Raw genomic sequence first — 23,906 nt, 5'->3', positions numbered from 1 at the left:
TGTTGGCCCGGTCGCCAATCTGTTGCGAAATCGCCTGTGCTAGGCCTGCATCTGGTGGCAGCTATGTTCGCAGGCTTCGCAGGCGCGCACGCATTCCTCCATGCCGTCCAGTTCCAGGCAGCTCAGCGCGCACGCGTGGCAGATGTCGGCGCACAGCGCGCATATCCTGGGGCTGAACCGCGATCCGCTCAGTTGCAGGTTGGCCGACATTTCGCAGACCGCCGCGCAGTCCAGCATCAAGCGGAAGTGGTTCGGCTCTACGTGGCGACCGCCCATTTCCAGGCAGTGGGTCAGCGCGGTTTGCAGGCACGCTTGATGGCAGTTGTCGCAGGCGTCTATGCAGTCCTGCATGGCTGATGTGATATCCATGACAATTCCTTTCAATGACGATGCAATGGAAAATCCATGCTAGGCCGGGGTGCGCCCGCGTTCTGTGCGCGTCCGCTCTTTTCGGATATCGCGGTTATTGTTGACTCAGTCAACAATGTATTGCAGAATCCTTCCATGTTTCAGCCGGAGGGTGTATGTCAGTTCCTGTTTTCGATGACCGCGTCGCGGCGGTCCGTTCCTTCAACCGCTTCTTCACGCGCCAGATCGGCGTGCTGCGCGAGGGCCTGCTGCACAGCGAATACACGCTGACCGAGATGCGCGTGCTGTACGAGCTGGCCCACCAGGGCGACCAGCCGGCGGCGGTGCTGGGCCGCGACCTGGGGCTGGACCGCGGTTACCTGAGCCGCATCCTGGCCAAGTTCGAAGGCGCGGGACTGGTGTCCAAGGTGCCGTCGGCCACCGATGGCCGCTCCAAGCTGCTGCACCTGACGGCGCAAGGCCGCGCCGTCTACGAGCCGCTGGAGCGCCGCTCGCGCGAGGAGGTCGGCGACCTGCTGGCCCGCTTCGGCGAGTCCGACCAGCTGCGCATGCTCGATGCGATGCGCACCATCCAGCAGATGCTGGATGCGGAGAGCGGCTTGAAATACGCCCAGCCGTTCGTGCTGCGCCCCCATCGCGCCGGCGACATGGAGTGGATCGCACGGCGCCACGGCGCCATCTACACCGAGCAGCAAGGCTGGGACGACAGCTTCGGGAAACTGGTCGGCGAGATCTGCGCGGACTTCGAACGCAACTTCGATCCGGCGCTGGAGCATTGCTGGATCGCCGAGATGGCGGGCCAGCCGGTCGGCTCGATCGCGCTGGCGCGCGACGGCGAGGAGGGTGTCGGCAAACTGCGGCTGCTGCTGGTGGAGGAGCAGGCGCGCGGCTACGGCCTCGGTTCGCGGCTGGTGGACGAATGCCACCGCTACGCCCGCGCCGCCGGCTACCGCAAGATGCGCCTGTGGACCACCGACCAGCAGAAGGAAGCCCGCCAGATCTACCAAAACAAGGGATACGTGCTGGTGGCCGAGGAGCCGGTGCACGCATTCGGCCAGGACATGGTCAACGAAACCTGGGAACTGACGCTCTGATATCACGCTGGCGATTGCCTGCGCGGCCGCTTCTCTGGCACTATCCTCAACGTGGTAGTTTAATCAACCGTGGGGATACTATGCAAAAGAACAGGCTGGGGATGTGGTCCAAGCGTGTCGTAATCGGATTGGTGGTGTTGATATTGGCGGCCGTGGCCGGGGCGTGGCTGTATTTGCGCGGCAGCCTGGCGCAGCTGGACGGCACGGTGCAGACGCCTGGCCTGGAGGCCGGCGCCAGCGTGGCGCGCGATGCACACGGCGTGCCGCTCATCAGCGGCGGCAGCCGGATGGACGTGGCCTACGCCACCGGCTTTGTGCATGCGCAGGAGCGCTACTTCCAGATGGACCTGCTGCGCCGCGTGTCGGCCGGCGAATTGTCCGAACTGTTCGGCGCGCGCGCACTGCCGCTGGATAAATCCCATCGCCTGCACCGCTTCCGCGCCCGCGCCGAGCTGGCGCTGAACGCCATGCCGGCCGCCGACCGCGCGCTGTTGGAGCGTTACGTGGAAGGCGTCAACGCCGGCCTGCGGAAGCTGGGCGCGAAGCCATTCGAATATGCGTTGATCGGCATGCCGCCGCGCGCGTGGTCGGCGGCCGATTCGCTGCTGGTGATCTGGGCCATGTACTTCGACCTGCAGGGCAGCCAGGAGCCGCGCGAACTGGCGCGCGGCTGGTTCCGCGACCATGCGACCGAAGAGCAGCGCGCCTTCCTGGCGCCGGAATCGACGCAGTGGGATGCGCCGCTCGACGCGCCATCGGTGACGTCCGCCGACATCGCGATACCCGCCGCTCCACCCGCATGGTGGGGCAAGCCGAAGGCCGACGGCGGCGCGGCGCATACCGATCCGAAAGTGGCGGCGGCGGAACTCCTCAACACCGTGGGCAGCAACAACTGGGCGGTGGCGGGCGGCCGCAGCGACACCGGCGCGGCCATCGTGTCGGACGATATGCACCTCGGCATACAGCTGCCGGCGATCTGGTACCGCCTCGCCTTGCAGTTCCCCGACGGGAAGGGCGGCCAGCGCCGCGTGGTCGGCGTCACGCTGCCCGGCACGCCGGCGGTGGTGGTCGGCAGTAACGGCCATGTGGCCTGGGGCTTCACCAACAGCTACGGCGACTATCTCGATTTGATCGCGCTCGATACCGACCAGGCGAAGCCGGGCCAGGTACGCACCCAGGCCGGCTGGGAGACGCCGGTGGTGCACGAGGAAACGATATTAATCAAAGGCGAACCGGCTGCCAAACTGGCCGTGCGCGAAACCAGCCTCGGTCCGATCCGCGAGGCCATGGGCCGCAGCTACGCCATCCACTGGGTTGCGCACACGCCGGCGGCGGTCAACGTCAACGCCAGGAACCTGGAGTTCGCCGACACGCTGGAGCAGGCGATGGCGGTCGCGGCGACGATGGGCATCCCGGCGCAGAATTTTGTCGGCGGCGACGACAAGGGCAATATCGGCTGGACCATCGCCGGCGCGCTGCGGCGCCGCGCGCCGGCCGGCGTGGCCGCCACCTATCCGCTGTCGGCGGACGACCAGGCCGGCGTCTGGACCGGCTGGCTCAAGCCAGAGGAATACCCGAAGGTCGTCAACCCGGCCGCCGGCCGGCTGGCCACGGCCAACAGCCGCCAGCTGGCCAACGCCGGCGCCGAACTGCTGGGCGACGGCGGCTTCGACCTCGGCGCGCGCACGCACCAGGTGCGCGACGACCTGACCGCGCTCGGCCCCAAGACCGACGTGAAAAAAGTCTACGCCATCACGCTGGACGACCGCGCCGTGTTCCTGGCCGCCTGGCGCGAACGCGCGATGGCCGCGCTGGACGCCAAGGCCGTCGAAGGCAAGCCGCAGCGCACCGAAGCGCTCAAGCTGCTGAAGGACAGCTGGACCGGCAAGGCCAGCGTGGACTCGGTGGGCTACCGCATCACGCGCGCCTATATGTACGCGCTGTACGACATCCTGTTCGAAAGCGCCAACGAGGAAATGGCGAAGGTCGACGCCAAGGCCAACATGGCGGCGGTGACGTCGCGCTGGCCGGTGGTGGTGGCGCGTGTGCTGGATGAGAAGCCGGCCGCCTGGTTGCCGCCGCAGTACGCCAGCTGGCAAGCCTTGCAGCTGGCCGCGCTGGACCGCGCGATCGCCGACCTGACCAAGGACGGCAAGCCCTTGGCCAGCGCCACGTGGGGCGAGCGCAACACGGCGGCCAGCGCCCATCCCTTCGCGGCGGTGGTGCCGGTGCTGGGCAAGTACCTCAAAGTGGCGCCGGACATGCTGCCGGGCGACCAGCACATGCCGCGTGTGTCGGGACCGTCGTTCGGCCAGTCGGAGCGGCTGACGGTGTCGCCGGGCCATGAGGAGCAGGGCGTGTTCAACATGCCGGGTGGGCAGAGCGGCCATCCCTTGTCGCCGTACTTCCTGGATGGCCGCGCCGACTGGGTCAGCGGGCGGGATACGCCGCTGCTGCCGGGGCCTGCGGCGCATACGCTGATGTTTGTGAAGTAGCGCGGCCAAGGCCGAACAGTGGGCGCAGCACGGCGACGCGGCGCACCACTTCGAACACGCCGAAGCTGATGGCGAAGGTCAGCACGACCAGCACCGCGCCCTCCGTGCCGGGCGCCATCTTCACCGGCTTGAGCCAGTGCGCCATGGTGACGATCAGCGTCTGGTGCAGGATGTAGACCGGGAACACGGCTTCGGTCAGGTAGCGGCGCTTGGCGCTGTCGAAGGCCAGGTGGCGGTGGCCGAATCCGCAGATGGCCAGGATCGGCGCCCACTGGCCCAGGCAGAAGATCATGCGCAGCAGCGGCTTCATTTGCGCGATGATCGGCAGGTTGCCCACCGATTCGGGCATCGAGTGCAGGCACACCACCACGGCCCAGCTGAACAGCCACAGTCCCAGGCTGGTCCAGCGCAATTCATCCACCCTGGCCCAGAAGCCATTTTGCAGCGCCAGCATCACGCCCATCCCGAACAGGAAGAAGTAGTGGGCGTGGTTGTACCAGTCGTTGACCAGCGCGTGGGTTTCGGGGAAGGCTTCGGCCAGCGCGTAGCGGGCCACGAACAGCGCCAGCACCGGCAGCGCGACGATCTTCCAGCCGGTCAGGCGGCGGCCCAACGTGGCGGACCAGGAGCGCAGGCGCTCGGCGCCGGCCAGCGCGGCCACGCCGCCGATTACCATCGTATAGGCCCACAGGTAGACCACGAACCAAAGATGATTCCATGTCGGCAGGTCGAGGCAGCCGCCGTCCTTGCAGAAGCCGTGGTAGCCGGTGACGTACAGGCGCATGAAGTCGGCGTAGCTGCCGGCGTAGTTGAGTTTTTCGATCACCTCGAAATACGATTGCGGCGGCACGATCACCAGCATGCCGAACACCAGCGGCACCAGCAGGCGCCAGCTGCGCTGCCGCAGCAGGGCGCCGACGCGTACCTTCTGCAGCATGAAGGCGGTGGCGACGCCGGAGATCATGAACAGCAGGCCAAGGCGCCACGGCGAGGACAAGAGCATCAACGGTTCGATGGCGTCGCTGGCGTACGGGCTCTTGACGTGCCATCCCCAGCTCACGTAGTACATGCCGGTGTGGTAGAAGATCAGGACGCAGAACGCGAAGATGCGTATCCAGTCGAGGAAGTACAGGCGGTTGCTCTCGGTTGGGTTCATGGTGGGCTCCAGGTTGAATGAAGCCAGTCTAGCGAGGCTGCGCGTCCGGCGTCCAGCGCGCGGGGGCGAAGCGGGATGCAGGTGGGGCGAACCGGCTTACCGACCGCTCAACCGCTCCATGACTTCGGCGCGGTATTGGCGTGAGCAGGGCACGCGCGCGCCGCTGCGCAATACCAGTTCGCCGTCGCCCTTGTCGAGGTGCTGCACGCTGACGATCCAGTCCAGCTGCACGGCGGCGCGCCGGTGGCAGCGCTGGAAGCGCGGACCAAGCTTGTCGACCAGGCCGGCCAGCGTCTGGCGCATCAGCGGCTGGCCGTCGGCGGTGTGCAGCACGACGTAGTTATCGGCGGTTTCGATCCACTGGATATGCTCGACCCGAACGATGCGGGTGCCGCCACGCTCGGGGATCAGCAGCTGGCTGATGGCGGGCAGGGGATGCTGCAACGGCGGAGGCGCTTCTTCAATCAGGAGTGGTGGCATGGGTTGGATGGTCTGGGCGGCACGCTGTTGCGCGAGGCGTTCGCGCACGCGCTGGAGGGCGCGTTGCAGGCGTTGCTGGTCGTAGGGCTTGAGCAGATAGTCGATGGCGTTGGCGTCGAAGGCGCGGATCGCGTATTCGTCGTAGGCGGTGACGAACACCACCAGCGGCGCCGGCGCGGGCAGCGAGGCGGCGACATCGAGGCCGGTGATCTCGGGCATCTGGATGTCGAGCAGCAGCAGGTCGGGCGCGAAGCCGGGCAGGCGCTCCAGCGCTTCGACGCCGTCGCGGGCTTCCTCGATCGCGCCGACGTCGGGCTCCTGCTCCAGCAGGCGGCGCATCTTGTCGCGCGCCGGGCGCGCGTCGTCGACGATCAGGACGCGCATGGCAGCCGCATTTCCGCCCGCACGCCGGCCGGCGCGAGCTGGATCAGGTCGAAGGAGGCGCCGGCGCCGTACAGGGCCGCCAGCCGCTCGCGCAGGTTGCGCACGCCGATGCCGGCGCTGGACTGCGCGCCTTCGCCGACGCGCAGCGTGCCGCCGTCGTCCTCCAGCCGCAGCACCATCGCGCCTTGCTCGCGGCTGGCCGAGATGCTGATGGCGGTGGCCTGGCGGCGCCGTTCCACCGTGTGCTTGAAGATGTTCTCCAACAGCGGCTGCATGCTCATCACCGGCACCTGGCAGTCCAGCAGCGTCTCGTCGATATGCCAGTCGATGTGCACGCGGTCGGAAAACCGTTCGCACATCAGGGCCGCGTAGCCGCGCAGCAGGCGCAGCTCCATCGCCAGCGTGACCTGGTGCTGCTCGCTGACGTCGAGCGTGGCGCGCAGCACGTCGGCGAGCTGGATCAGCATCGCGTCGGCGCGCGCCACGTCGCTGTGCATCAGCGAGGAGATGGTGTTCAAGGCGTTGAACAGGAAGTGCGGCTGCATCTGCTGGGTGAGCCGCAGCAGCTGCGCTTCGCGCAGCGAGGCGTTGACGCGCTCCACGCGCAGCTTCTCGTTCTGCATCGCGTGATACGACAGCACGCCGAACATGATGGTGGCGAAGATGCTGAAGAAGACCGTCATCTTCACGTCTTCGTACAGGAAGGTCTGCGGCCAGGGCAGGTGGGTGTAGGTGTCGCCGGCCAGCGCGTACACGCCATAGCGGATGCCGAAGGCGACCGGCACGAACAGCACCCAGTAGATCGGCAGCCACACCAGCTGGCGCGCGAACCATTGCAGCGGCTGCGCCAGCAGGTGGTCGTAGCGGCGCGTGTAGTGGCGCTGGGCCAGCAGCAGCAGGGTGCCGGTCAGCGCGGACGAGGTCTCCCACACGATCGGCTTCCACACGCCGGTATGATGGTCGCGCAGGTATTCCTGGACGGCGGTGAGGTTCATCAGCAGCCAGAACAGGATCCAGGCCGCAGCGATGGTGATTTGTGTGCGCTTCGGTAGCATGGCCCAGATGATTACCGATTCTTATCAATAGGTCAATGAGTCGATAGGACTAGCGGTAGCGCGCCTCCATCAGGTCGATCTCGCGCACCAGCTTGCGCGAGATCTCGTCGGAGATGTGGTCGTTGCGCGCCAGCTCGTAGATGGCGTGACGTTCGGCCGTCAGCGCCGCCAGCCGCAGCTCCTTCTCGGCGTGGTCGGTCTTACGCCAGGCCGCGCCGGCGTTCGGATCGACCTCCCGCAGCTTGTGCTCGTAGAACGCGATGATGCGCGCCGCCGCCTGCGGATAGACCTCGGGGTCGACGCAGGACTCGGCCTCCATCAAGGCGATCTGCGCCTGCTCGGTGGCGGCGATGGCGGCGTTGGCCGCCGCGCGGCGCGCCAGGTCTTCCTCCTGCTGCTCTTCCGGCGAGGCCGGGAAGGTCATGCCGGCCAAGAGGCGCGGCAGGCCCAGGCTGGCCGTCAGCAGCGAGACCAGGATCACCGAGCAGGCCAGGAAGATGGTCAGCGCGCGCGCCGGGAAGGGCGCGCCGTTGGGCATGGCCAGCGGCAGCGTCAGTACGCCGGCCAAGGTGATGGCGCCGCGCGCGCCGGCCAGCGTGGTGGCCAGCAGCAGGCGCGGATTGATCTTCATGCGCGGCTGGTTGCGGATCTTCTGCTTGTAGATGGTCAGCCGCAGCGACGCCCACACCCACAGCATGCGCAGCGCCAGCAGGCCGATGTTGATGGCCACCGCGTACACCGCCAGCCACCACGGGTTCAGGTGGCCGCTCTCCTCGATGGTGGCGCTGGCGTCGCGGAAGATGTCGGGCAGCTGCTCGCCGAGCAGCACGAACATGATGCCGTTCAGCGCGAACTGCACCGTGTCCCACACGGCCGAGCGCTGGATGCGCGTGTTGGCCAGCGTGTGGCCGCCCAGCTCCGCGTAGCTCATGGTGATGCCGGCCGCCACCGCCGCCAAGATGCCGGAGGCGTGCAGGCGCTCCGCCACCAGGTAGGCGCCGAACGGCAGCAGCAGGCTGACCAGGATGGGCGATCCGGTCGGCTCGCCGAAGCGGCAGCTCAGCCAGTACTGCAGCCGCGTCACCAGCAGCGTCACCGCGACGCCGGCGCCGATGCCGGCCGCCACCAGCCAGACGAAGGTGAGGGCGGCGGTGCTGACCGAAAACGCGCCGGTCAGCGCGGCCGCCACGGCGAAGCGGAAGCACACCAGGCCGGAGGCGTCGTTCAGCAGCGATTCGCCTTCCAGGATGTGCATCAGCCGCTTGGGGATGGGCGTGGTGGCGGCGATCGAGCTCACGGCGATCGGATCGGTCGGCGAGATGATGGCGGCCAGCGCGAACGCCACCGGCAGCGGCATGGCGGGAATCAGCCAGTGGATCAGGAAGCCGGCGCCGATGACGGTGAACACCACCAGTCCCAGCGCCAGTTCGAGGATGGTGCCCTTGTCGCGCAGCAGGCCGCTCTTGGGGATGCGCCAGCCGTCCAGGAACAGCAGCGGCGGCAGGAACACCAGGAAGAACAGGTCCGGCTCCAGGTCGACGCCGCGCGTGGATTTGGCGGCGATCAGCGCGCCGAGCGCGATCTGCACCAGCGGCAGCGGCACCGCGCGCGGCAGGAAACGGGTGAGATAGGCGCTGGCCACCACGGCCAGCAGCATCACCAGCACCACTTCGATTGAATCCATACTCATTCCTTCAACATTGCAAGACGCCAGCAAGCTTACACCATCGCCGGTTTTGCAAAAAGTTGGGGCAGGGCACTAGCAAACCGGAAATCTTTCTGTCATAATCTTGTCTTCTGCGGGAGTAGCTCAGTTGGTAGAGCGCAACCTTGCCAAGGTTGAGGTCGAGAGTTCGAGACTCTTCTCCCGCTCCAGAATTCGGTAGCACATTGAAAGGAAGCCTGCGGGCTTCCTTTTTTTACGTCCATACCGTTGTATCTCGTGCTGTAAAACAATATCTCTTCTTTCAAAGTGTGACGGTGGGCAGTGGCAGACGTTATACTTGCTACGGAGCTACCACCGACGGAGACGAAATCTATGAAATCAGTTCAACAGGAAGTTGATGAGCGCAGTAACCTGACCAACTCCAATAAATTCGAACTGCTGCTGTTCCGCCTTGGCGCCGACGCCAACGGCGAACATTCCGAGTTGTTCGGTATTAACGTCTTCAAAATCCGCGAGATCGTCGCGATGCCGGAAGTGACCGCCGTGGCCGGATCCCCGCCACACATGCTGGGCGTCGTCAACCTGCGCGGACAAATCATCACGGTGCTGGATTTGCCAGGCATCGTCGGTGTGACCCCAAAAACTGGTCTGAACATCATGCTGGTCACCGAGTTCGCCCGCACCACGCAAGCGTTCGCGGTGGAGTCGGTCGATGAGATCGTCCGCCTGGACTGGAGCCAGGTGCTGACCGCCGAAGGCACGGCCGGCGGCAAGGTCACCAGCATCGCGCGCGTCGACGGCGACGTGCAGAACACCCGCCTGGCGCAGGTGCTGGACGTGGAAACCATCCTGCGCGAGTTGGTGCCGCCGGAAGGCAAGGACGTCGATCCGGAAACCATCGGCCCGAAAGTCATGCTCAAGCCGGGCGCCGTGATCCTGGCGGCGGACGATTCCGTGGTCGCGCGCAACCTGATCGAGAAGGGCCTGGAAGCGATGGGCGCCCACTTCATCATGACCAAGTCCGGCAAGGAAGCCTGGGACCGCCTGCAGCACATCGCCGACGGCGCCAAGGCCGAGGGCGTGCCGGTCAGCGATCGCGTCGCCCTGGTGCTGACCGACCTGGAGATGCCGGAGATGGACGGCTTCACGCTGACCCGCCTGATCAAGCAGGACGCGCGCTTCGCCAAGATTCCGGTGGTGATCCATTCCTCGTTGTCGGGCAAGACCAACGAGGACCACGTCAAGGGCGTGGGCGCGGACGCCTACGTGGCCAAGTTCTCGGCCGAGGACCTGGCCGACACGCTGCGCACGGTGTTGGGCAAAGCGGCGGCGAGCTAAGCACGCCGGCACAAACAAGGGTAGTATCGAAGGGCCGTGACGGCGACGTCGCGGCCCTTTTTTTGTATTCCATTTCTCGAAAGGATATACCGTGGCAGCTAAGAAAATTCTGTTTCTGACCGGCGACTTTGCGGAGGATTACGAGACCATGGTGCCGTTCCAGGCGCTGCAGATGGTGGGCCACACGGTGCACGCGGTGTGCCCCGACAAGCGGGCGGGCGAGACCGTCAAGACCGCCATCCACGACTTCGAGGGCGACCAGACCTATACCGAAAAGCCGGGCCATCTGTTCGCGCTGAACGCCAACTTCGACGACGTCGACGTGAGCAAGTACGACGCGCTGATGATCGCCGGCGGCCGCGCGCCGGAATACCTGCGGCTCAACCCGCGCGTGATCGAGATCGTGCAGCAGTTCGCGGCGGCGTCCAAGCCGATCGCCGCCGTGTGCCATGGCGCGCAACTGCTGGCGGCGGCCGACGTCATTCGCGGCAAGACCATCTCGGCGTACCCGGCGTGCTCGCCCGAGGTCAAGCTGGCCGGCGGCAATTACGCCGACATCCCGGTCGACCAGGCCGTCACCGACGGCAACTTCGTCACTGCGCCGGCCTGGCCTGCGCACCCGGCTTGGCTGGGCCAGTTCCTGCAGCGGCTGGGCACGGAAATCAAGCTCTAGATCAAGTTGGGGTCATGCCCAGGCAGCGGGCATGGAAGCGGATGTGGTCTTCCATGAAGGTGGCGATGAAGTAGTAGCCGTGGTCGTATCCGTCGTGCCGCCGCAGTTCCAGCGGCTGCGCGGCGGTGCGGCAGGCGGCTTCGAATACTTCCGGATACAGCTGCTCCTTCAGGAACTTGTCGCCCAGTCCCTGGTCGATCAGGATGCCGGCCGGGAAGGTCGTTTGCAGGCGCGCCATCAGCAGGCTGGCGTCGTGCCGCTCCCATGCTGCGGTGTCGTCGCCCAGGTAGCCGCTGAAGGCCTTCTTCCCCCACGGGCACATGGACGGCGCCGCGATCGGCGCGAACGCGGACACGGAACGGAACACGTCCGGCCGCTTCAAGGCCATCGTCAACGCGCCGTGGCCGCCCATCGAGTGGCCGAAGATGCCGATGCGCTCGCCGTCCACCGGCAGCTCGCGCACCAGCAGTTCGCGCAGCTCGTGGATGTAGCTGTACATGCGGTAGTGCGTGGACCACGGCGCTTGCGTCGCGTCGATATAGAAGCCGGCGCCGACACCGAAATCCCAGCTGTCCGATTCGCCGTCGACGCCGGCGCCGCGCGGGCTGGTGTCCGGCGCGATCAGCATCAGGCCTGCCTCCGCCGCGGCGCGCTGGGCGCCGGCCTTGATCATGAAAGTCTCTTCATTACAAGTCAGTCCCGCCAGGTAGAACAACGCCGGCACGGGGCCTTGCGCAGCCTGGGCCGGCATGAAAACGGAGAAGCGCATCGGCAGGCCGATCTCGCGCGATGCGTGCCGGTAGAAGCGCTGTACGCCGCCGAAGCAGGCGTGTTCACTGATTAGTTCAAGCATGTTGGTCCTTTATGTTCCTTAGCGCACAGTGAGCACGCCCGTTGTCGTCCAGAATTGTACAAGTATCTTAAAGAAGGAGAAATACATGCCGGATATTCAGGTCGTCATGACCGAACTAGGCTGGCCCTTGGCGATTGCTTTGGCTTGGCTGGCGGGAGAATTCATGCATCGTTGGACACGGCTGCCACGCATCAGCGTCTACGGCGTGGTCGGATTCCTGATGGTGCAAGCCTTTCCCGCCGCGTTGAGCAGCGGCGCTTCCAGTACCGTGACGTTGTTGGCCAACCTGGCCTTCGGACTGATACTGTTTGAATTCGGTTATCGCATCAACCTGCACTGGCTGCGCATCAATCCGTGGATCGCGGTCAGCGGGCTGGCGGAATCGGCCGCCACGTTCGGCATCGTCTACCTGATCTCGCACCTGACCGGCATGCCGCCGCTGACGTCGCTGTTGCTGGCCTCGCTGGCCATGTCCACGTCGCCCGCCGGCGTGCTGCGCGTGATTAACGAGGAGGACAGCTCGGGGCAGGTGACCGAGCGCGTGCTGCACCTGGTCGCCATCAACTGCGTGCTGGCGGTGTTCGTGTTCAAGGTGGTGGTGGGCTTCTGGGTGTTCCAGACGTCGGGCAGCCTGACGCAGGCCATTTCGCACAGCCTGATCGAGCTGCTGATCTCGGCCGTGATGGGCGCGGTGATGGGCTTCCTGGTGCCGGCCGTGCTGCGCCGCCTGGGCGCGATGGCGCAGGACGGCACCATCGCCTTCGCGCTGGGCGTGATCCTGCTGGTGGCGATGGCGCACGCGTTCGACGTCTCGCCGGTGCTGGCCACGCTGACCTTCGGCCTGGCCGCGCGCCACAGCCGCGTGGCCTTCAGCCGCACCGAGCGCAACTTCGGCGGCATCGGCGAACTGCTGACGGTGCTGCTGTTCGTGTTCGCCGTGTCCACGCTGGAGTGGGAGCGCGTGGTCGAAGGCGCGGGCCTTGGCGTGGTGCTGCTGCTGGCGCGCTTCATTGTGAAGGCGGTTGCGGTGGCGGCGTTCTCGCACGTCGGCGGCATCTCGTGGCGCAAGGGGCTGTTGACCGGTATCGCGTTGTCGCCGATGTCGGTGTTCGTCACGCTGCTGCTGGAGCAGACCAAGTACATGGGTATCGTGCTGGTCGACGAACTGGCCGCGCTGGCGGCGATGACGCTGCTGCTGGAGGTGATCGGCCCCATCATCACGCAGCGGGCACTAATCTGGGCCAACGAAACCCCGGCAAAAGAGGAGCATTGACATGCCATTGGAACCCTTCAAATCATCGCAGCCGCTCACCATGGGCGTGGAGCTGGAGCTGCAACTGGTCAGCCTGTCGGACTTCGACCTGACCGCGTCCAGCCCGGACCTGCTACACCTGTTGAGCCGCAAGCCGTTTCCCGGCAACGTCACGCCGGAAATCACCGAGAGCATGATCGAGATTAACAGCGACGTGCACACGCATCACAGCGAGCTGGTGTCGCAACTGCAGGTGATCCGCGACACGCTGGTGCAGGCGGGCGAACAGCTCAACATCGGCATCTGCGGCGGCGGCACGCACCCGTTCCAGAAATGGGCGGACCGGCGGATCTTCGCCAAGCCGCGCTTCAAGGAAGTGTCGGAGCTGTATGGCTATCTGGCTAAACAGTTTACGATTTTCGGCCAGCACGTGCACATTGGCTGCGCCTCCGGCGACGACGCGTTGTTCCTGCTGCATTCGCTGAGCCGCTACGTGCCGCACTTCATCGCGCTGTCCTCGTCGTCGCCGTATGTGCAGGGGAACGATACGCTGTTCAATTCGGCGCGGTTGAACTCCGTGTTCGCGTTTCCGATGAGCGGGCGGGCGCCGTTCACGCAAAGCTGGTCCACCTTCGAGCACGAGTATTTCGCCAAGATGGAGCACACCGGCGTGATCAAGAGCATGAAGGACTTCTACTGGGACATCCGGCCCAAGCCGGAGTACGGCACCATCGAGCTGCGCGTGTGCGACACGCCGCTGACGGTGGAGCGGGCGGCGGCGCTGGCCTGTTATCTGCAGGCGCTGTGCCGCTATCTGCTGGAACGCCGCGAGGCGGCGCCGGTGGAGGACGACTACCTGGTCTACAACTACAACCGCTTCCAGGCTTGCCGCTTCGGGCTGGATGGCACGCTGGTGCATCCGAAGACGTATGAGAGCCTGTCGCTGCGCGAGGACATCCTGACCACGCTGCGCAAGATGGAGCCGCACGGCGCGGCGTTGGGCGGCACGGCGGGCTTGCAGCATCTGATGCAGGTCACGCACGAGGGCAGCGACGCCCACTACCTGCGCCAGCAGTTCGAGCGCAGCGGCAGCGCCGAAGGCATGGTCGATGCGGCGATCCAGCGCTTCCGGGGACATTAGTCGGCCATATGTAACTGATTCGCTGCGTGAGGGGGGGGATGGATGCCAAGCGAGCCGTGCAGACCTATCTCAATCGTGTGCGCTATGCCGCGCATGAATGTCGGCGTAAAGTGGTGGATGATACCGAGGAGTTCACCATGAATGGCGAGAACCAGCCCCAGCAAGAACAACATCGCATCGTCGAGCGCATTGCACGTGTCGAGACCGCGATTGACTGTCAGGACAAGGCGCAGTCGCCGCTACATGAATCGATGCAACGTGGCTTCGCCCGCATTGACCAGCAACTTGATCGGCTTCGCGATGAACTGGTCCGTATGAATGGACGGATTACACAAGCGCGCACGACGGATTTCCGCATCTTGCTCGGCATTTGCATGACGACAGCTTGCGGAACGATCGGCCTTATCGTCAAAGTCTTTAGCGCGCTTTAGCCGCGACGGCCATGGCGGCTTGATGTTCGATGTGGCCGGGGTCTTCCTAGAACCGCGTCTCCCGCGCCACGCGCAGGAAGTTGTCGAGGATGGCGGTGCAGTCGAGCAGTTCGACGCCGCCGGCCTGGTGGAATTCCGGGTGCCATTGCAGGCCCATCACGAACGGCGCCTTGCGGTAGCGGATCGCCTCGACCATCTTGTCCGGCACCGACAGCGCCTCCACCGCCATGTCGCGCCCCAGCGTCTTGACGGCCTGGTGGTGGATGGAGTTGACCAGTCCAACTCCCTTGCCCTTGAACAGCTTGGCCAGCGACGAGCCGGCCGGGAAGCTGACCTCGTGCCGGTTGCGGTCGTACTCGTCGTTGACGTGGGCCAGCGAATCGGGGACGTCGGAGGCGATGTCCTGGTACAGCGTGCCGCCGAAGGCGACGTTGATCAGCTGGCAGCCACGGCAGATGCCCAGCACCGGCTTGCCCGCCTCGACGAATTCATGCAGCAGTTCCAGCTCGTACATGTCGCGCGCACGGTCGCCGCTCCATTCGGGGCGGGTCGGCGTTTCCGAATAGCTTTGCGGCGAGACGTCGGCGCCGCCTTGCAGCACCAGGCCGTCCAGGTGCTTGGCGTAGTCGCGCAGGCGGATGTTGGACGGGTGCAGCAGGCCGTCGGTGTTGACGGTCGGGATCATGAACACCAGCACGTCGCGCGACATCACCCATTGCGCGATGGACTCCTCCAGATATTGCAGGTTCTTGCTGCGCAGGCCGGTGGCGCCGGGCTCGGGGTGGAAGATGCGGGCCGACACGCCGATGTGCAGCGGCCGCTGGATGATGTGGCGCGTGGCCGCCGCGGCGAAGCGCCGGTAGCGCGCCATGAGCACGCGGCCCCACAGGCTGAAGACGGTGTCGCCGGGGTCCAGATAGCTGGGCGTGCCGGTGTCCGGTCGCGCGCGCCGGTCGCGGTCGCTGCTGCGCCGGTGCTGCGGTTGCTGTGCCTGATCCTTGTCGTCCGCTTCCCCGCTCATGCCTTGCCTCGTCCGCTATCCACAGGATTGCAGTGTGCCACATGCCGATGCCATCAGTCGCCCGCTACGCCGCTTGAAAAAACTGAAACGAGCGATTGACAATCTCGCGTTAAAACCTGGGGTACCAAACCGACAGCGATATCCTACACGCGCACAGCGGGATAGCTTATATGCCGCCTGTTGAACTGGCCTTACGATAAATCCTCCTTGACACATCGGCGGTGACAGCACTGATGAGCTGGGTTTTTTTATTACATCAACCGGAGGCTATATCATGGCAAACTCGAATCAAGGCAACCAAGGTAATCAAGGCAATCAAGGCAATCAGGGCGGGAAGGGACAGAGCCAGCAGAGCGATACCAGCAATCGCGGTTTCGCTTCGATGGACCCCGATAAGCAGCGCGAGATCGCCGCCGAGGGCGGTCGTGCGGCACACGCGTCCGGCAACGCGCATGAGTTCACGTCCGAAGAGGCACGCCAGGCTGGCAGCCAGAGCCACAAGAACGATGGCAACCAGCAAAGCGGTTCGTCCAACGCCACGTCGCGCAGCGGCGGTCAGGGCAATCAGGGTGGTTCTGGTTCCTCTGGCGGCACACGCGGCGGCACGCCTGAGCAACATGCTGAAGCTGGCCGTCAAAGCCACAAGAATGACCTTTGATCGGTCTTGAACCACGATCATGGCGGCCTCGGGCCGCCATTTTTTGGTCCGCCACGCGGGGCGCGGCCTAGCCGCTCTGTGTCAGTTCGCGCAGCAACGCGTCGGCGAAGGCCGTCACCAGGGGCTCGGCTTCGCGCCGGCTGGCCAGGCCGACCTTGGTGTACAGGGTGCCGCGCGACAGCGGAATGAAACGCACGCCGGCCGGCGCCATCAGCTGCATGCATTCGGGCACGATGGCGATGCCGAGGTTGGCCTCGATCAGGCTCAGCTGCGAAGACTTGCGCGACAGTACCCGCGCCGGCTTGGGAAAGAAGCCCTGGTCCAGGCACAGGTTGGCCACCAGGTAGCTCAGGCCGCCACGGTCCTTGTGCGGAATCGAAATGAAGGGCTCCTGGCTCAGGCTGGCCAGTTCGATATTGTCGAGCGCCGCCAGCGGCGAGTGGCGCGACACCGCCACCACCAGCCGCTCGGTGGTCAGCTCGCGCGCCTGGATGTGCGGGAACTTGCGCAGCGTGGGCATGCGGATCAGGCCGATGTCGGCGCGGCCTTCCTCGATGTCCATCGTCTGGTCCTCAGACGGCGCCATCGAGATGTCCAGCGTCACGCCGGGGAACTGTTGCAGCAGGCGGCCCAGGGCGCCGGTCAGCGCCGGCGTCAGGATCACCGAACTGGAATGCTGCAGGCGGATCAGGCCCTGGGCGCCCTGGCCCACCTGACGCGCCTGCACCACCGTGCGGTCGATGTCGTCGAGGATGCGCTTGCTGCGTTCGAAGAACAGTTGGCCGGCCGGCGTCAGCTGGATATGGCGCGAGTCGCGCGTGAGCAGCTGGGTTTGCAGCTCGTCCTCCAGCTCCTTGACCTGCCGGCTCAGCGCCGACTGCGCGACGTACAATTTCTCGGCCGCGCGCGAGTAGCTGCCGGCCTCCACGATCTCTACAAAATATTTAAACTGTTTAAGTGAAATCACCGCTATGCCGTTTCGAGATAGTTGGCCGCCGAATTTGATATTGGATTGCCAAGCGCGGCGCCGTTAAAGTGAAGCGTCTCTCTTCATTTACGGAAACCGCCATGTTGGAACTTATCGGAATAATCGGCGTGGTCGTAAGTATTGCATTAAAAGTAATATGCGTCCAGATCGGCTGCGGGAGCGGCGTCGACGATAAAGAGGATTAATGCCCCTATAATCGGGCATGATAAAAAAATACCTGCTCCTCGCCGGCAAGCTGTTCGCTTCCTTGTTGATGTTGTGCTTGTCGCTGTGGGGCGGCGGTGCATTATGGTTCCAGGCCGCGCCCTGGCTGGCGGTGGCGTGGGGCGTGGCCAGCCTGGCGTCGCTGGCGTGGTGGTGGCGCCGTGGTGCGCGGATGTTGCTGCCTTGGCTGATCGCGTTCGCGCTGATGATGGGTTGGTGGAGCACCATCAAACCCAGCCACGACCGCGTGTGGGCGGACGACGTGGCGCGCATGGTCACGGGCCGCGTGCAGGGCAATGTGGTCACGCTGGATCAGGTGCGCAATTTCGAGTGGCGCAGCGATGCCGATTACACGCAGCGCTGGGAACAGCGTTCGTATGACCTGAGCCAGTTGCGGTCGGTCGATGTGGCGCTGTCGTATTGGATGGGGCCGGCCATCGCGCACACGCTGGTGTCGTTCGGCTTTGCGGACGGCCGCTACCTGACGTTCTCCATCGAGATCCGCAAGGAGCGCGGCGAAAGCTTTGATGCCATCGCCGGTTTCTTCAAACGCTTCGAGACGGTGCTGATCGCCGCCGACGAGCGCGACATCCTGCGCGTGCGTACCAACGTGCGCGATGAGGACATGTATCTGTACCGGTTGAAGATGCCGCCGGAGGTCATGCGCTCTTTGTTCCTGTCGTATCTGGAGGAGGGGGCCTTGCTCAAGCGCGAGCCGCGCTTCTACAACACGCTGACCGCCAACTGCACCACCATCATCTTCGAAATGGCCCGCCGCATCGATCCAGGCCTGCCGCTGGACTGGCGGCTGCTGGCTTCCGGCTATCTTGATCGCTACCTGTACGACATTCGGGCGCTGGCCGGGCAGGGCGGCTTCGACGCGCTGCGGCAGCAAGCCCACATCACCGCCAGGGCGCGGGCGGCCGACAGGGCGACAGACTTTTCCGACCGCATCAGGCTCCCCTGATAATCGCGGAAATATAGTGCTAGTATTTGAGCCTTCGGCTGAGTTTGGCTGATAACTGACATCGGAGGAATTGAATTTGGGATTGTCTACAGCGGGGTTGGCATTTCGGCCTAACGCGTCAACGTTGGACGAACAGGCGTTGGTGCAGATGGTCTTTGGAAGCTCTTTCGATCCGTCCGCAACGGAGAATGCACGTGACATCCGGGTGCCGGGCAATGTGGCGGTCGAATCGAAGAATGGCGCAACCTTCGTTTATAACGGCGAGATAGCGGGAAAAATTCTCTTCGAAGGGCGATCGCTGGAGCCTGCGGTATTTGCGGCGCTGGGAAGACCAGAGCTGGTTTTGGTTTTCTGCCATTATGATTCGGGTGGCTCGTTCGGCTACGCCATCATTAAAGACGGCGTCACAGTTCGCTCACGAGTTCACACCCTGGACAAGACGGTGGATGAAGGAACGCCCAACGCGTTCGAGCTGCCGTGGCTGACGGCGGAGTCGTTTATCGACGAAGAAGGTGAGCCCCCTGCCTACCGGAATCTGGAAACGGGCGAAGTCACATCTGAGCCTTACGTCACGGCGCATCTGCTCGTCCAGGTGATGAATGCTTTCTTTGGCGTCGTCCCCTGGGATGAGTGGGACTACAGAACCAAGCTCAATTTCTACAGCAGACAACCGTCCGAGAAAACGCCCGCGCCACCGGCCGCCAAAGCGTGGTGGAAGTTCTGGTGATGGAGGATGGAAATGATCAGGGTGCCTGTGCTCTACCTCTGAGGACGGCAAGACCGGCTGGTTCCACAGGCGGCCAGCCAATACATTACTGGTCACATCACAGGAGAACGCATCCCTTTTAAGTTGAACATATCGATTCGCCCCGAAGGCGGGCGTCCAGGTTAACTGATGTGGCATCAATTGCATGCCATGTCATCAACATTTCATCATTGTTACGTAAGCTGCTGTCTCGCATGACTTCAGTTTTCATGTTTCCCTGACAATCGACCTGGATCAATCAAATGCAAATTTTTAAATTCGCGCGCGCCCGCACGCAGGTGCACGCATGAGCCGGCGTGACTTCCTCCGCAAAATGGGCAAGTCGGCCGGCGCCAGTGCCGTGCTGGCGACCTTTCCACCGTCCATTCAAAAGGCGCTGGCCCTCCCCGCCAACCAGCGCACCCGCAGCCTGCAAGATGTTGAGCACATCGTCGTGCTGACGCAGGAGAACCGCAGTTTCGACCATTACTTCGGCACCCTGGAAGGGGTGAGGGGATTCGGCGATCCCTTTCCGATTCCAGTGATGGATCGGCAAAATCTCTTCAATCGCAAATCCGTCTTCGTGCAGCGCTCTGTCGGCGGGGCGCCGGTGCCTGGCCGGCCCACCTGGCCCCAGGGCAGCGCCATTGCGCCGTTCCGGCTCAACACGGTGCAGGACTTCCCAGTCATGCGCGTGGCCGGGACCCCGCATTCCTGGCTCGACGCCCAGCTGGCGTGGGACCACGGACGCATGAATGACTGGTGCAACGTCAAGCAGAACCACGCGATGGGCTATTACGCCGACGCCGACATTCCCTTCCAGTTCGCGCTCGCGCGTGCCTTCACCATCTGCGACCACTATCACTGCGCGACCCAGACCGGCACCAACACCAACCGGCTGTTTCTGTTCACCGGTCACAACGATCCCCTGGCCGCTGCGGGCGGCCCATCGACCGACAACAGCCGCGACGACTTCAATCCGGACATGTCCACCGACTACTTGTGGACCACCTATCCGGAGCGCCTCGAAGCGGCGGGTGTCAGCTGGCAGGTCTACCAGAACATGGCGGACAACTTCACCGACAACTCGCTGGCGGGATTCCGTCCTTTCCGCAACGCGTGGTATCGCCGGCCGGGCTATTCGCAATCCCTGCGCGATCGCGGCACCACGACGCGTGACCTCGACCTGCTCAAGGCCGACGTGCTTGCCAACCGCCTGCCGCAGGTCAGCTGGGTCGTCGCGACCGCCGAAGGCTCCGAGCACCCGGGGCCCTCAAGTCCCGCGTCGGGCGCCGACTACATCGCGCGCGTGCTGGACGCACTGACCGCCAATCCCGATAGCTGGAGCAAGACGGTCCTGCTCATCAACTTCGACGAGAACGACGGCTTCTTCGACCACATGCCGCCGCCGGCGGTTCCCGCGTACACCAGTTACAGCAGCAATCCGGCGCAGGCGCAGCTGGCCGGTGCGTCGACCGTCGACACGACCGGCGAGTACCATCACGTGCTCAACGGCGCGGATGCGCGCACGCTCCATCGTCCCTACGGTCTCGGGCCGCGCGTGCCGATGTATGTCATCTCGCCGTGGACCAAGGGCGGCTGGGTGAATTCGCAGGTCTTCGACCACACGTCGGTGGTGCGTTTCATCGAGGCGCGTTTCGGTGTGCGCGAGCCGCTGATCAGCCCATGGCGCCGCGCGGTGAGCGGCAACCTGTTGTCCTGTTTCGACTTCGCAAACCCGAACGACAACGGCTTCACGCAACTGCTGCCGGAAACGGCTGCGCGGCGTTCGATGGCGCTGAGCCTGCCAAACACCAAGGTGCCCGCAACGCCGACCACCCTGACGGCACCCGTCCAGGCCGCCGGCGTGCGTCCGGCGCGCGCGCTGCCCTACGAACTCCAGGTGCAGGCGCAGGTGCCGGTCGGAGGCGGCCAGGTGGAGCTCAGATTCGACAACCTGGGCGAAGCCGGGGCGGTGTTCCATGTGTACGACCGCCTGGCGTTGGATCAGGTCCCGCGCCGCTACACGGTCGAACCTGGCAAACAGCTCAAAGGCCGCTGGAACACCGCGTCCGCCTACGATCTCTGGGTGCTGGGACCGAATGGCTTCCATCGCCACATCGTCGGGGACGTGCGCGGCGACGGCAACGCTGCATGGCCGGAAATCAGCCTGCGCGCCGAACGCAGCGCCGGCGAGCTGGTTATCGACCTGGTCAACAATGGCGCGCAGCCGTGCACCTTCGTACTCACCGCCAACAAGTACTACTCCAACAAGCCGATGGAAGTGCGGGTCGTCGCACGATCGAGGAGCGCGGTCCGTCTACCGCTGGCATCGAGTTCCAACTGGTACGACTACAGCGTGCGTGTGGCCGGCGTGCCGGGCTGGATGCGCCGCTTCGCCGGCCATCTGGAAAACGGTCTGCCGTCCATCAGCGACCCTGCGATGCGCGGGGCAGCGCAACTTGACCAGTACCGCGTCATTTGATTTTTATAAGGAGCTTTTCATGAAGTGCAGATTTCTCGTCGCCGCGGCCTTGTTCGCCGTGGCATGTAGCGGCAAGGCTGACGTCATCTACGGTCAGAACCTCGTTGTCAACGGCGATGCCGAAGCAGGCGTGAGCGGCTGGACTGGCTACACGGGTTACAACATGGTCCAGTCGGTGGACTATGGCAACAACTGGGTGCTTCCCACCCAGCCTGGCCCGGTCGATCGCGGAACGAAGATGTTCGCCGGCCTCGGACAATATGCCGTGGGTACCCAGACCCTGGACTTCGGCGTGCCGACGGCCCGGAACAGTGCCTATACCCTGAGCGGATGGCTCGGCGGCTGGGCCGCCCAGGGCGATAACGCGCTGTTCTATGTGCAGTTTCTCGATGCGGCGAACAATGAGATAGGAAACGCCGCGATCGGCCCCGTCACCCCGCAGGATCGCGGCAACCAGACAGGCCTGTACTACCGGGAGTCCGTCGGCATCATGCCTGCCGGTACCAGCAAGCTGTCGTTCTGGCTGTCGATGGAGCGTCTCGCTTCGAACGACAACGATGGCTATGCGGATAACCTGTCCTTCATCACTACCAGCCCGGTACCGGAACCGGGCATGGTGTCGATGTTCGTGCTGGGCCTGGGCATGTTGGCCGGGGCGGCCCGCCGCAATAAGCGCGCGCACATGTCGTAATTGGAATCGACAGCACTTCAGCGTGCGGAGTAGAGGCCGTTGAGGTGCTGGAGTTGCACTTCGGACGCGGGCTGTGACAGGGCCACGCGTCCGCTTTGCATCAGGTAGACGTGATCGGCCACGCCCACCGCGCTCGGTCGCCAGCATCTGCGCCTCGCCGCCGGATGGCGACGTTGCGGTCGGCCATATCCAGGATTTTCACCATCGGCAGCGTTGAATATGGCGGGGCGGTCGCATTTGGTGCTGTGACGGGTTCTTGGTGTTTGTACTCGCAAATAATAAAAAAGAAAGCCAGGCAAGCTAATTCAGAATGACGTACATAATGCATGTCACCGTGAGAATAACAAGCAAATTACTAGCCATAACCCGCGTCAAGTAGATTAAAAATATAAAATCTCTCCGTTGGAATAGTCCAACACTAGCATTATATTTTTAGAAATTAATGTAATACTACACATCCCGGCATGCGGTCCTCGCACATGCCTGATTCGCCCAGATTTATCACCATCCTCCACTTGTTATTGGAAAGGTAGTGTTATGCCTGTCGATAAAACAAATAATCCCGCATCCAGTTTCCAGCAAACATATGACGTGATAGTCATAGGTGGCGGCCCGATGGGGCTCGCCACCGCGTATTGCAACAGTAAGCGCGCCGCCTCCACGCTGGTGCTGGAACAGTTCACCTTCCTCAATCAGCAGGGCAGTTCAGCCGGCGTCTCCCGCCAGTTCCGCATTCCCTATCCTGACGAATACATGGTGAAAATGGCCGAAGATGCGCTGCCTTATTGGGCCGAACTGCAAACCCACACCCAGGAACCGTTGCTGACGACGGTCGGCACCTTGTGGTTTGGCGACCCCACCGTCCAGTCGACGGAGGGCAACATCGCCGCTGCGGAACTAGCCATGCAGGCGCAGGACGTGCCTTACACCGCCTTGACCGTGTCGGAAATCGAACAGCAATATCATTTTAAAGACTTGCCGCAGAATTACCGGGGCCTGTTCCAGGCCGACGGCGCCAGCATCGACTTGCGCGCCACCCAGCGCACCCTGTACGACTGCAATCTCGCCAGTCCGCATGTGACGATGCTTGAACAGGCGCCGGTCATCGGCATCGAGCAATCCGATCAGTTGTTCAGGGTGACGACTCCTGGAGGCACTTATGTTGGCAAGAAGTTGGTGATTGTGCCGGGGCCTTATATCAACGACGTCATTAATATGCTCAATTTCAGGATAGAGGCGACATATTGGAATATGACCTCGTGCTATTTTAAAAAGACCGACCCCGCCATTCAATACCCAACCTGGTTTGTTTTCCAGCAGCCGGAAGGCGATAGCGGCAATCAGTTCTACGGTTTCCCCGAGGTCGATTGGGATCACCCCGACTATATCCGGGTTGCGCCGGACTTCGTTATGACGCCCCTGTCCGACCCCAACCTGGCCAGCTTTGTGCCCAACCCGGAGGAATTGGCGTACACCTCCGAGTGGGTGCGCAAGCATATGACCGGACTCGACCCCACTCCGCATTACAAATCCACCTGCCTGGTGGCGCTGAGCAAGATCGCTGGCAAGGAAATGCTGATCGACTTCGCCCCAAGGTACGTCCCCAATCATCAGAACATCGTCATGTATGCAACCGGCTGGGCCGCCAAGTTCGTGCCGCTGCTGGGCAGCATCCTGTCCGAGATGGCACTCGACGGCAAAAGCTCGTACGACATCTCGCACTTCCAGACCGGCCAACGCTACTTCAGAAGCATGTAAAT

General features: G+C 63.9%; 21 protein-coding genes and 1 tRNA gene. 14 read left to right on the top strand and 8 right to left on the bottom strand.

Going from position 1 to position 23,906, the window contains the following annotated elements:
• Positions 1-39: 39 nt before the first annotated feature.
• Positions 40-369, bottom strand: coding sequence for a four-helix bundle copper-binding protein (locus tag HUX88_RS04855; protein ID WP_117015557.1), 330 nt, complete (start codon positions 367-369; stop codon positions 40-42).
• A gap of 155 nt (positions 370-524) precedes the next feature.
• On the opposite strand from HUX88_RS04855, the gene HUX88_RS04850 reads away from it, so the two are divergent.
• Positions 525-1,463: a bifunctional helix-turn-helix transcriptional regulator/GNAT family N-acetyltransferase gene (locus HUX88_RS04850; protein WP_176361015.1), complete on the top strand. Its 939-nt coding sequence runs from the start codon at positions 525-527 to the stop codon at positions 1,461-1,463.
• Positions 1,464-1,543: 80 nt separating this feature from the next.
• Entirely contained in the window at positions 1,544-3,958 is a 2,415-nt protein-coding gene (locus tag HUX88_RS04845) for a penicillin acylase family protein (RefSeq protein ID WP_176361014.1), read from the top strand.
• On the opposite strand, the gene HUX88_RS04840 is transcribed toward HUX88_RS04845, so the two are convergent.
• The 4 genes from HUX88_RS04840 to HUX88_RS04825 form a co-directional block, all read right to left on the bottom strand.
• Complete coding sequence (locus tag HUX88_RS04840) at positions 3,894-5,114, bottom strand: acyltransferase family protein (RefSeq protein WP_176361013.1); 1,221 nt, start codon at positions 5,112-5,114, stop codon at positions 3,894-3,896. The genes HUX88_RS04845 and HUX88_RS04840 overlap by 65 nt on opposite strands.
• 96 nt (positions 5,115-5,210) lie before the next feature.
• The gene (locus tag HUX88_RS04835; protein ID WP_176361012.1) at positions 5,211-5,978 is read right to left on the bottom strand and encodes a LytTR family DNA-binding domain-containing protein; all 768 of its coding nucleotides are present in this window, start codon (positions 5,976-5,978) and stop codon (positions 5,211-5,213) included.
• Entirely contained in the window at positions 5,966-7,033 is a 1,068-nt protein-coding gene (locus HUX88_RS04830; protein ID WP_176361011.1) for a sensor histidine kinase, read from the bottom strand. The genes HUX88_RS04835 and HUX88_RS04830 overlap by 13 nt, the downstream gene beginning before the upstream one ends.
• 49 nt (positions 7,034-7,082) lie before the next feature.
• Positions 7,083-8,717: a Na+/H+ antiporter gene (locus tag HUX88_RS04825; protein ID WP_117015563.1), complete on the bottom strand. Its 1,635-nt coding sequence runs from the start codon at positions 8,715-8,717 to the stop codon at positions 7,083-7,085.
• Between the two features lie 115 nt (positions 8,718-8,832).
• On the opposite strand from HUX88_RS04825, the gene HUX88_RS04820 reads away from it, so the two are divergent.
• From HUX88_RS04820 to HUX88_RS04810, 3 genes are all read left to right on the top strand, one after another.
• A tRNA-Gly gene (locus HUX88_RS04820) sits at positions 8,833-8,908 on the top strand.
• 163 nt (positions 8,909-9,071) lie between these two features.
• Entirely contained in the window at positions 9,072-10,037 is a 966-nt protein-coding gene (locus HUX88_RS04815) for a chemotaxis protein (RefSeq protein WP_117015564.1), read from the top strand.
• Between the two features lie 91 nt (positions 10,038-10,128).
• Entirely contained in the window at positions 10,129-10,710 is a 582-nt protein-coding gene (locus tag HUX88_RS04810; protein ID WP_117015565.1) for a DJ-1/PfpI family protein, read from the top strand.
• Position 10,711: 1 nt separating this feature from the next.
• On the opposite strand, the gene fghA is transcribed toward HUX88_RS04810, so the two are convergent.
• Positions 10,712-11,563, bottom strand: coding sequence for an S-formylglutathione hydrolase (gene fghA, locus HUX88_RS04805; RefSeq protein WP_176361010.1), 852 nt, complete (start codon positions 11,561-11,563; stop codon positions 10,712-10,714).
• An 85-nt stretch (positions 11,564-11,648) separates the two neighbouring features.
• On the opposite strand from fghA, the gene HUX88_RS04800 reads away from it, so the two are divergent.
• Genes HUX88_RS04800 through HUX88_RS04790 form a run of 3 tightly spaced genes read left to right on the top strand, consistent with a single transcriptional unit; the run spans position 11,649 to position 14,387 of the window.
• Positions 11,649-12,836 carry a cation:proton antiporter gene (locus tag HUX88_RS04800; RefSeq protein WP_176361009.1) on the top strand — a complete coding sequence of 396 codons (1,188 nt, stop codon included), beginning with the start codon at positions 11,649-11,651 and terminating at the stop codon, positions 12,834-12,836.
• A gap of 1 nt (position 12,837) precedes the next feature.
• Positions 12,838-13,956, top strand: a complete 1,119-nt coding sequence (locus HUX88_RS04795; protein WP_117015568.1) for a YbdK family carboxylate-amine ligase — start codon at positions 12,838-12,840, stop codon at positions 13,954-13,956.
• A 38-nt stretch (positions 13,957-13,994) separates the two neighbouring features.
• A complete protein-coding gene (locus HUX88_RS04790) occupies positions 13,995-14,387 on the top strand; it encodes a hypothetical protein (RefSeq protein ID WP_176361008.1) in 393 nt (130 codons plus the stop codon).
• A 46-nt stretch (positions 14,388-14,433) separates the two neighbouring features.
• On the opposite strand, the gene HUX88_RS04785 is transcribed toward HUX88_RS04790, so the two are convergent.
• Positions 14,434-15,408, bottom strand: a complete 975-nt coding sequence (locus HUX88_RS04785; protein ID WP_176361007.1) for a gamma-glutamyl-gamma-aminobutyrate hydrolase family protein — start codon at positions 15,406-15,408, stop codon at positions 14,434-14,436.
• Positions 15,409-15,682: 274 nt separating this feature from the next.
• Here HUX88_RS04785 and HUX88_RS04780 point away from each other — a divergent pair, with 274 nt between their 5' ends.
• Positions 15,683-16,066 carry a KGG domain-containing protein gene (locus HUX88_RS04780; protein ID WP_176361006.1) on the top strand — a complete coding sequence of 128 codons (384 nt, stop codon included), beginning with the start codon at positions 15,683-15,685 and terminating at the stop codon, positions 16,064-16,066.
• A gap of 67 nt (positions 16,067-16,133) precedes the next feature.
• Here HUX88_RS04780 and HUX88_RS32105 read toward each other — a convergent pair whose 3' ends face one another.
• Positions 16,134-17,033: a LysR family transcriptional regulator gene (locus tag HUX88_RS32105; protein WP_176361005.1), complete on the bottom strand. Its 900-nt coding sequence runs from the start codon at positions 17,031-17,033 to the stop codon at positions 16,134-16,136.
• A 223-nt stretch (positions 17,034-17,256) separates the two neighbouring features.
• Here HUX88_RS32105 and HUX88_RS04770 point away from each other — a divergent pair, with 223 nt between their 5' ends.
• The 5 genes from HUX88_RS04770 (at position 17,257) to HUX88_RS04750 (ending at position 23,904) form a co-directional block, all read left to right on the top strand.
• Positions 17,257-18,225: a DUF4105 domain-containing protein gene (locus HUX88_RS04770; protein ID WP_176361004.1), complete on the top strand. Its 969-nt coding sequence runs from the start codon at positions 17,257-17,259 to the stop codon at positions 18,223-18,225.
• Positions 18,226-18,349: 124 nt separating this feature from the next.
• On the top strand, positions 18,350-18,952 hold the full coding sequence (locus tag HUX88_RS04765; RefSeq protein WP_176361003.1) for a hypothetical protein: 603 nt from the start codon (positions 18,350-18,352) through the stop codon (positions 18,950-18,952).
• A gap of 325 nt (positions 18,953-19,277) precedes the next feature.
• Positions 19,278-21,455, top strand: a complete 2,178-nt coding sequence (locus HUX88_RS04760; RefSeq protein ID WP_117015576.1) for a phosphocholine-specific phospholipase C — start codon at positions 19,278-19,280, stop codon at positions 21,453-21,455.
• 19 nt (positions 21,456-21,474) lie between these two features.
• Positions 21,475-22,146 carry a PEP-CTERM sorting domain-containing protein gene (locus HUX88_RS04755; protein WP_176361002.1) on the top strand — a complete coding sequence of 224 codons (672 nt, stop codon included), beginning with the start codon at positions 21,475-21,477 and terminating at the stop codon, positions 22,144-22,146.
• A gap of 537 nt (positions 22,147-22,683) precedes the next feature.
• The gene (locus HUX88_RS04750; RefSeq protein WP_176361001.1) at positions 22,684-23,904 is read left to right on the top strand and encodes an FAD-dependent oxidoreductase; all 1,221 of its coding nucleotides are present in this window, start codon (positions 22,684-22,686) and stop codon (positions 23,902-23,904) included.
• The last annotated feature ends 2 nt before the right edge of the window (positions 23,905-23,906 follow it).

It is taken from the genome of Duganella sp. BJB1802, from assembly GCF_013369445.1.
GTDB classification, from domain to species: domain Bacteria; phylum Pseudomonadota; class Gammaproteobacteria; order Burkholderiales; family Burkholderiaceae_D; genus Rugamonas; species Rugamonas vulcania_A.
This window is presented reverse-complemented; position numbering and strand designations above follow the sequence as displayed.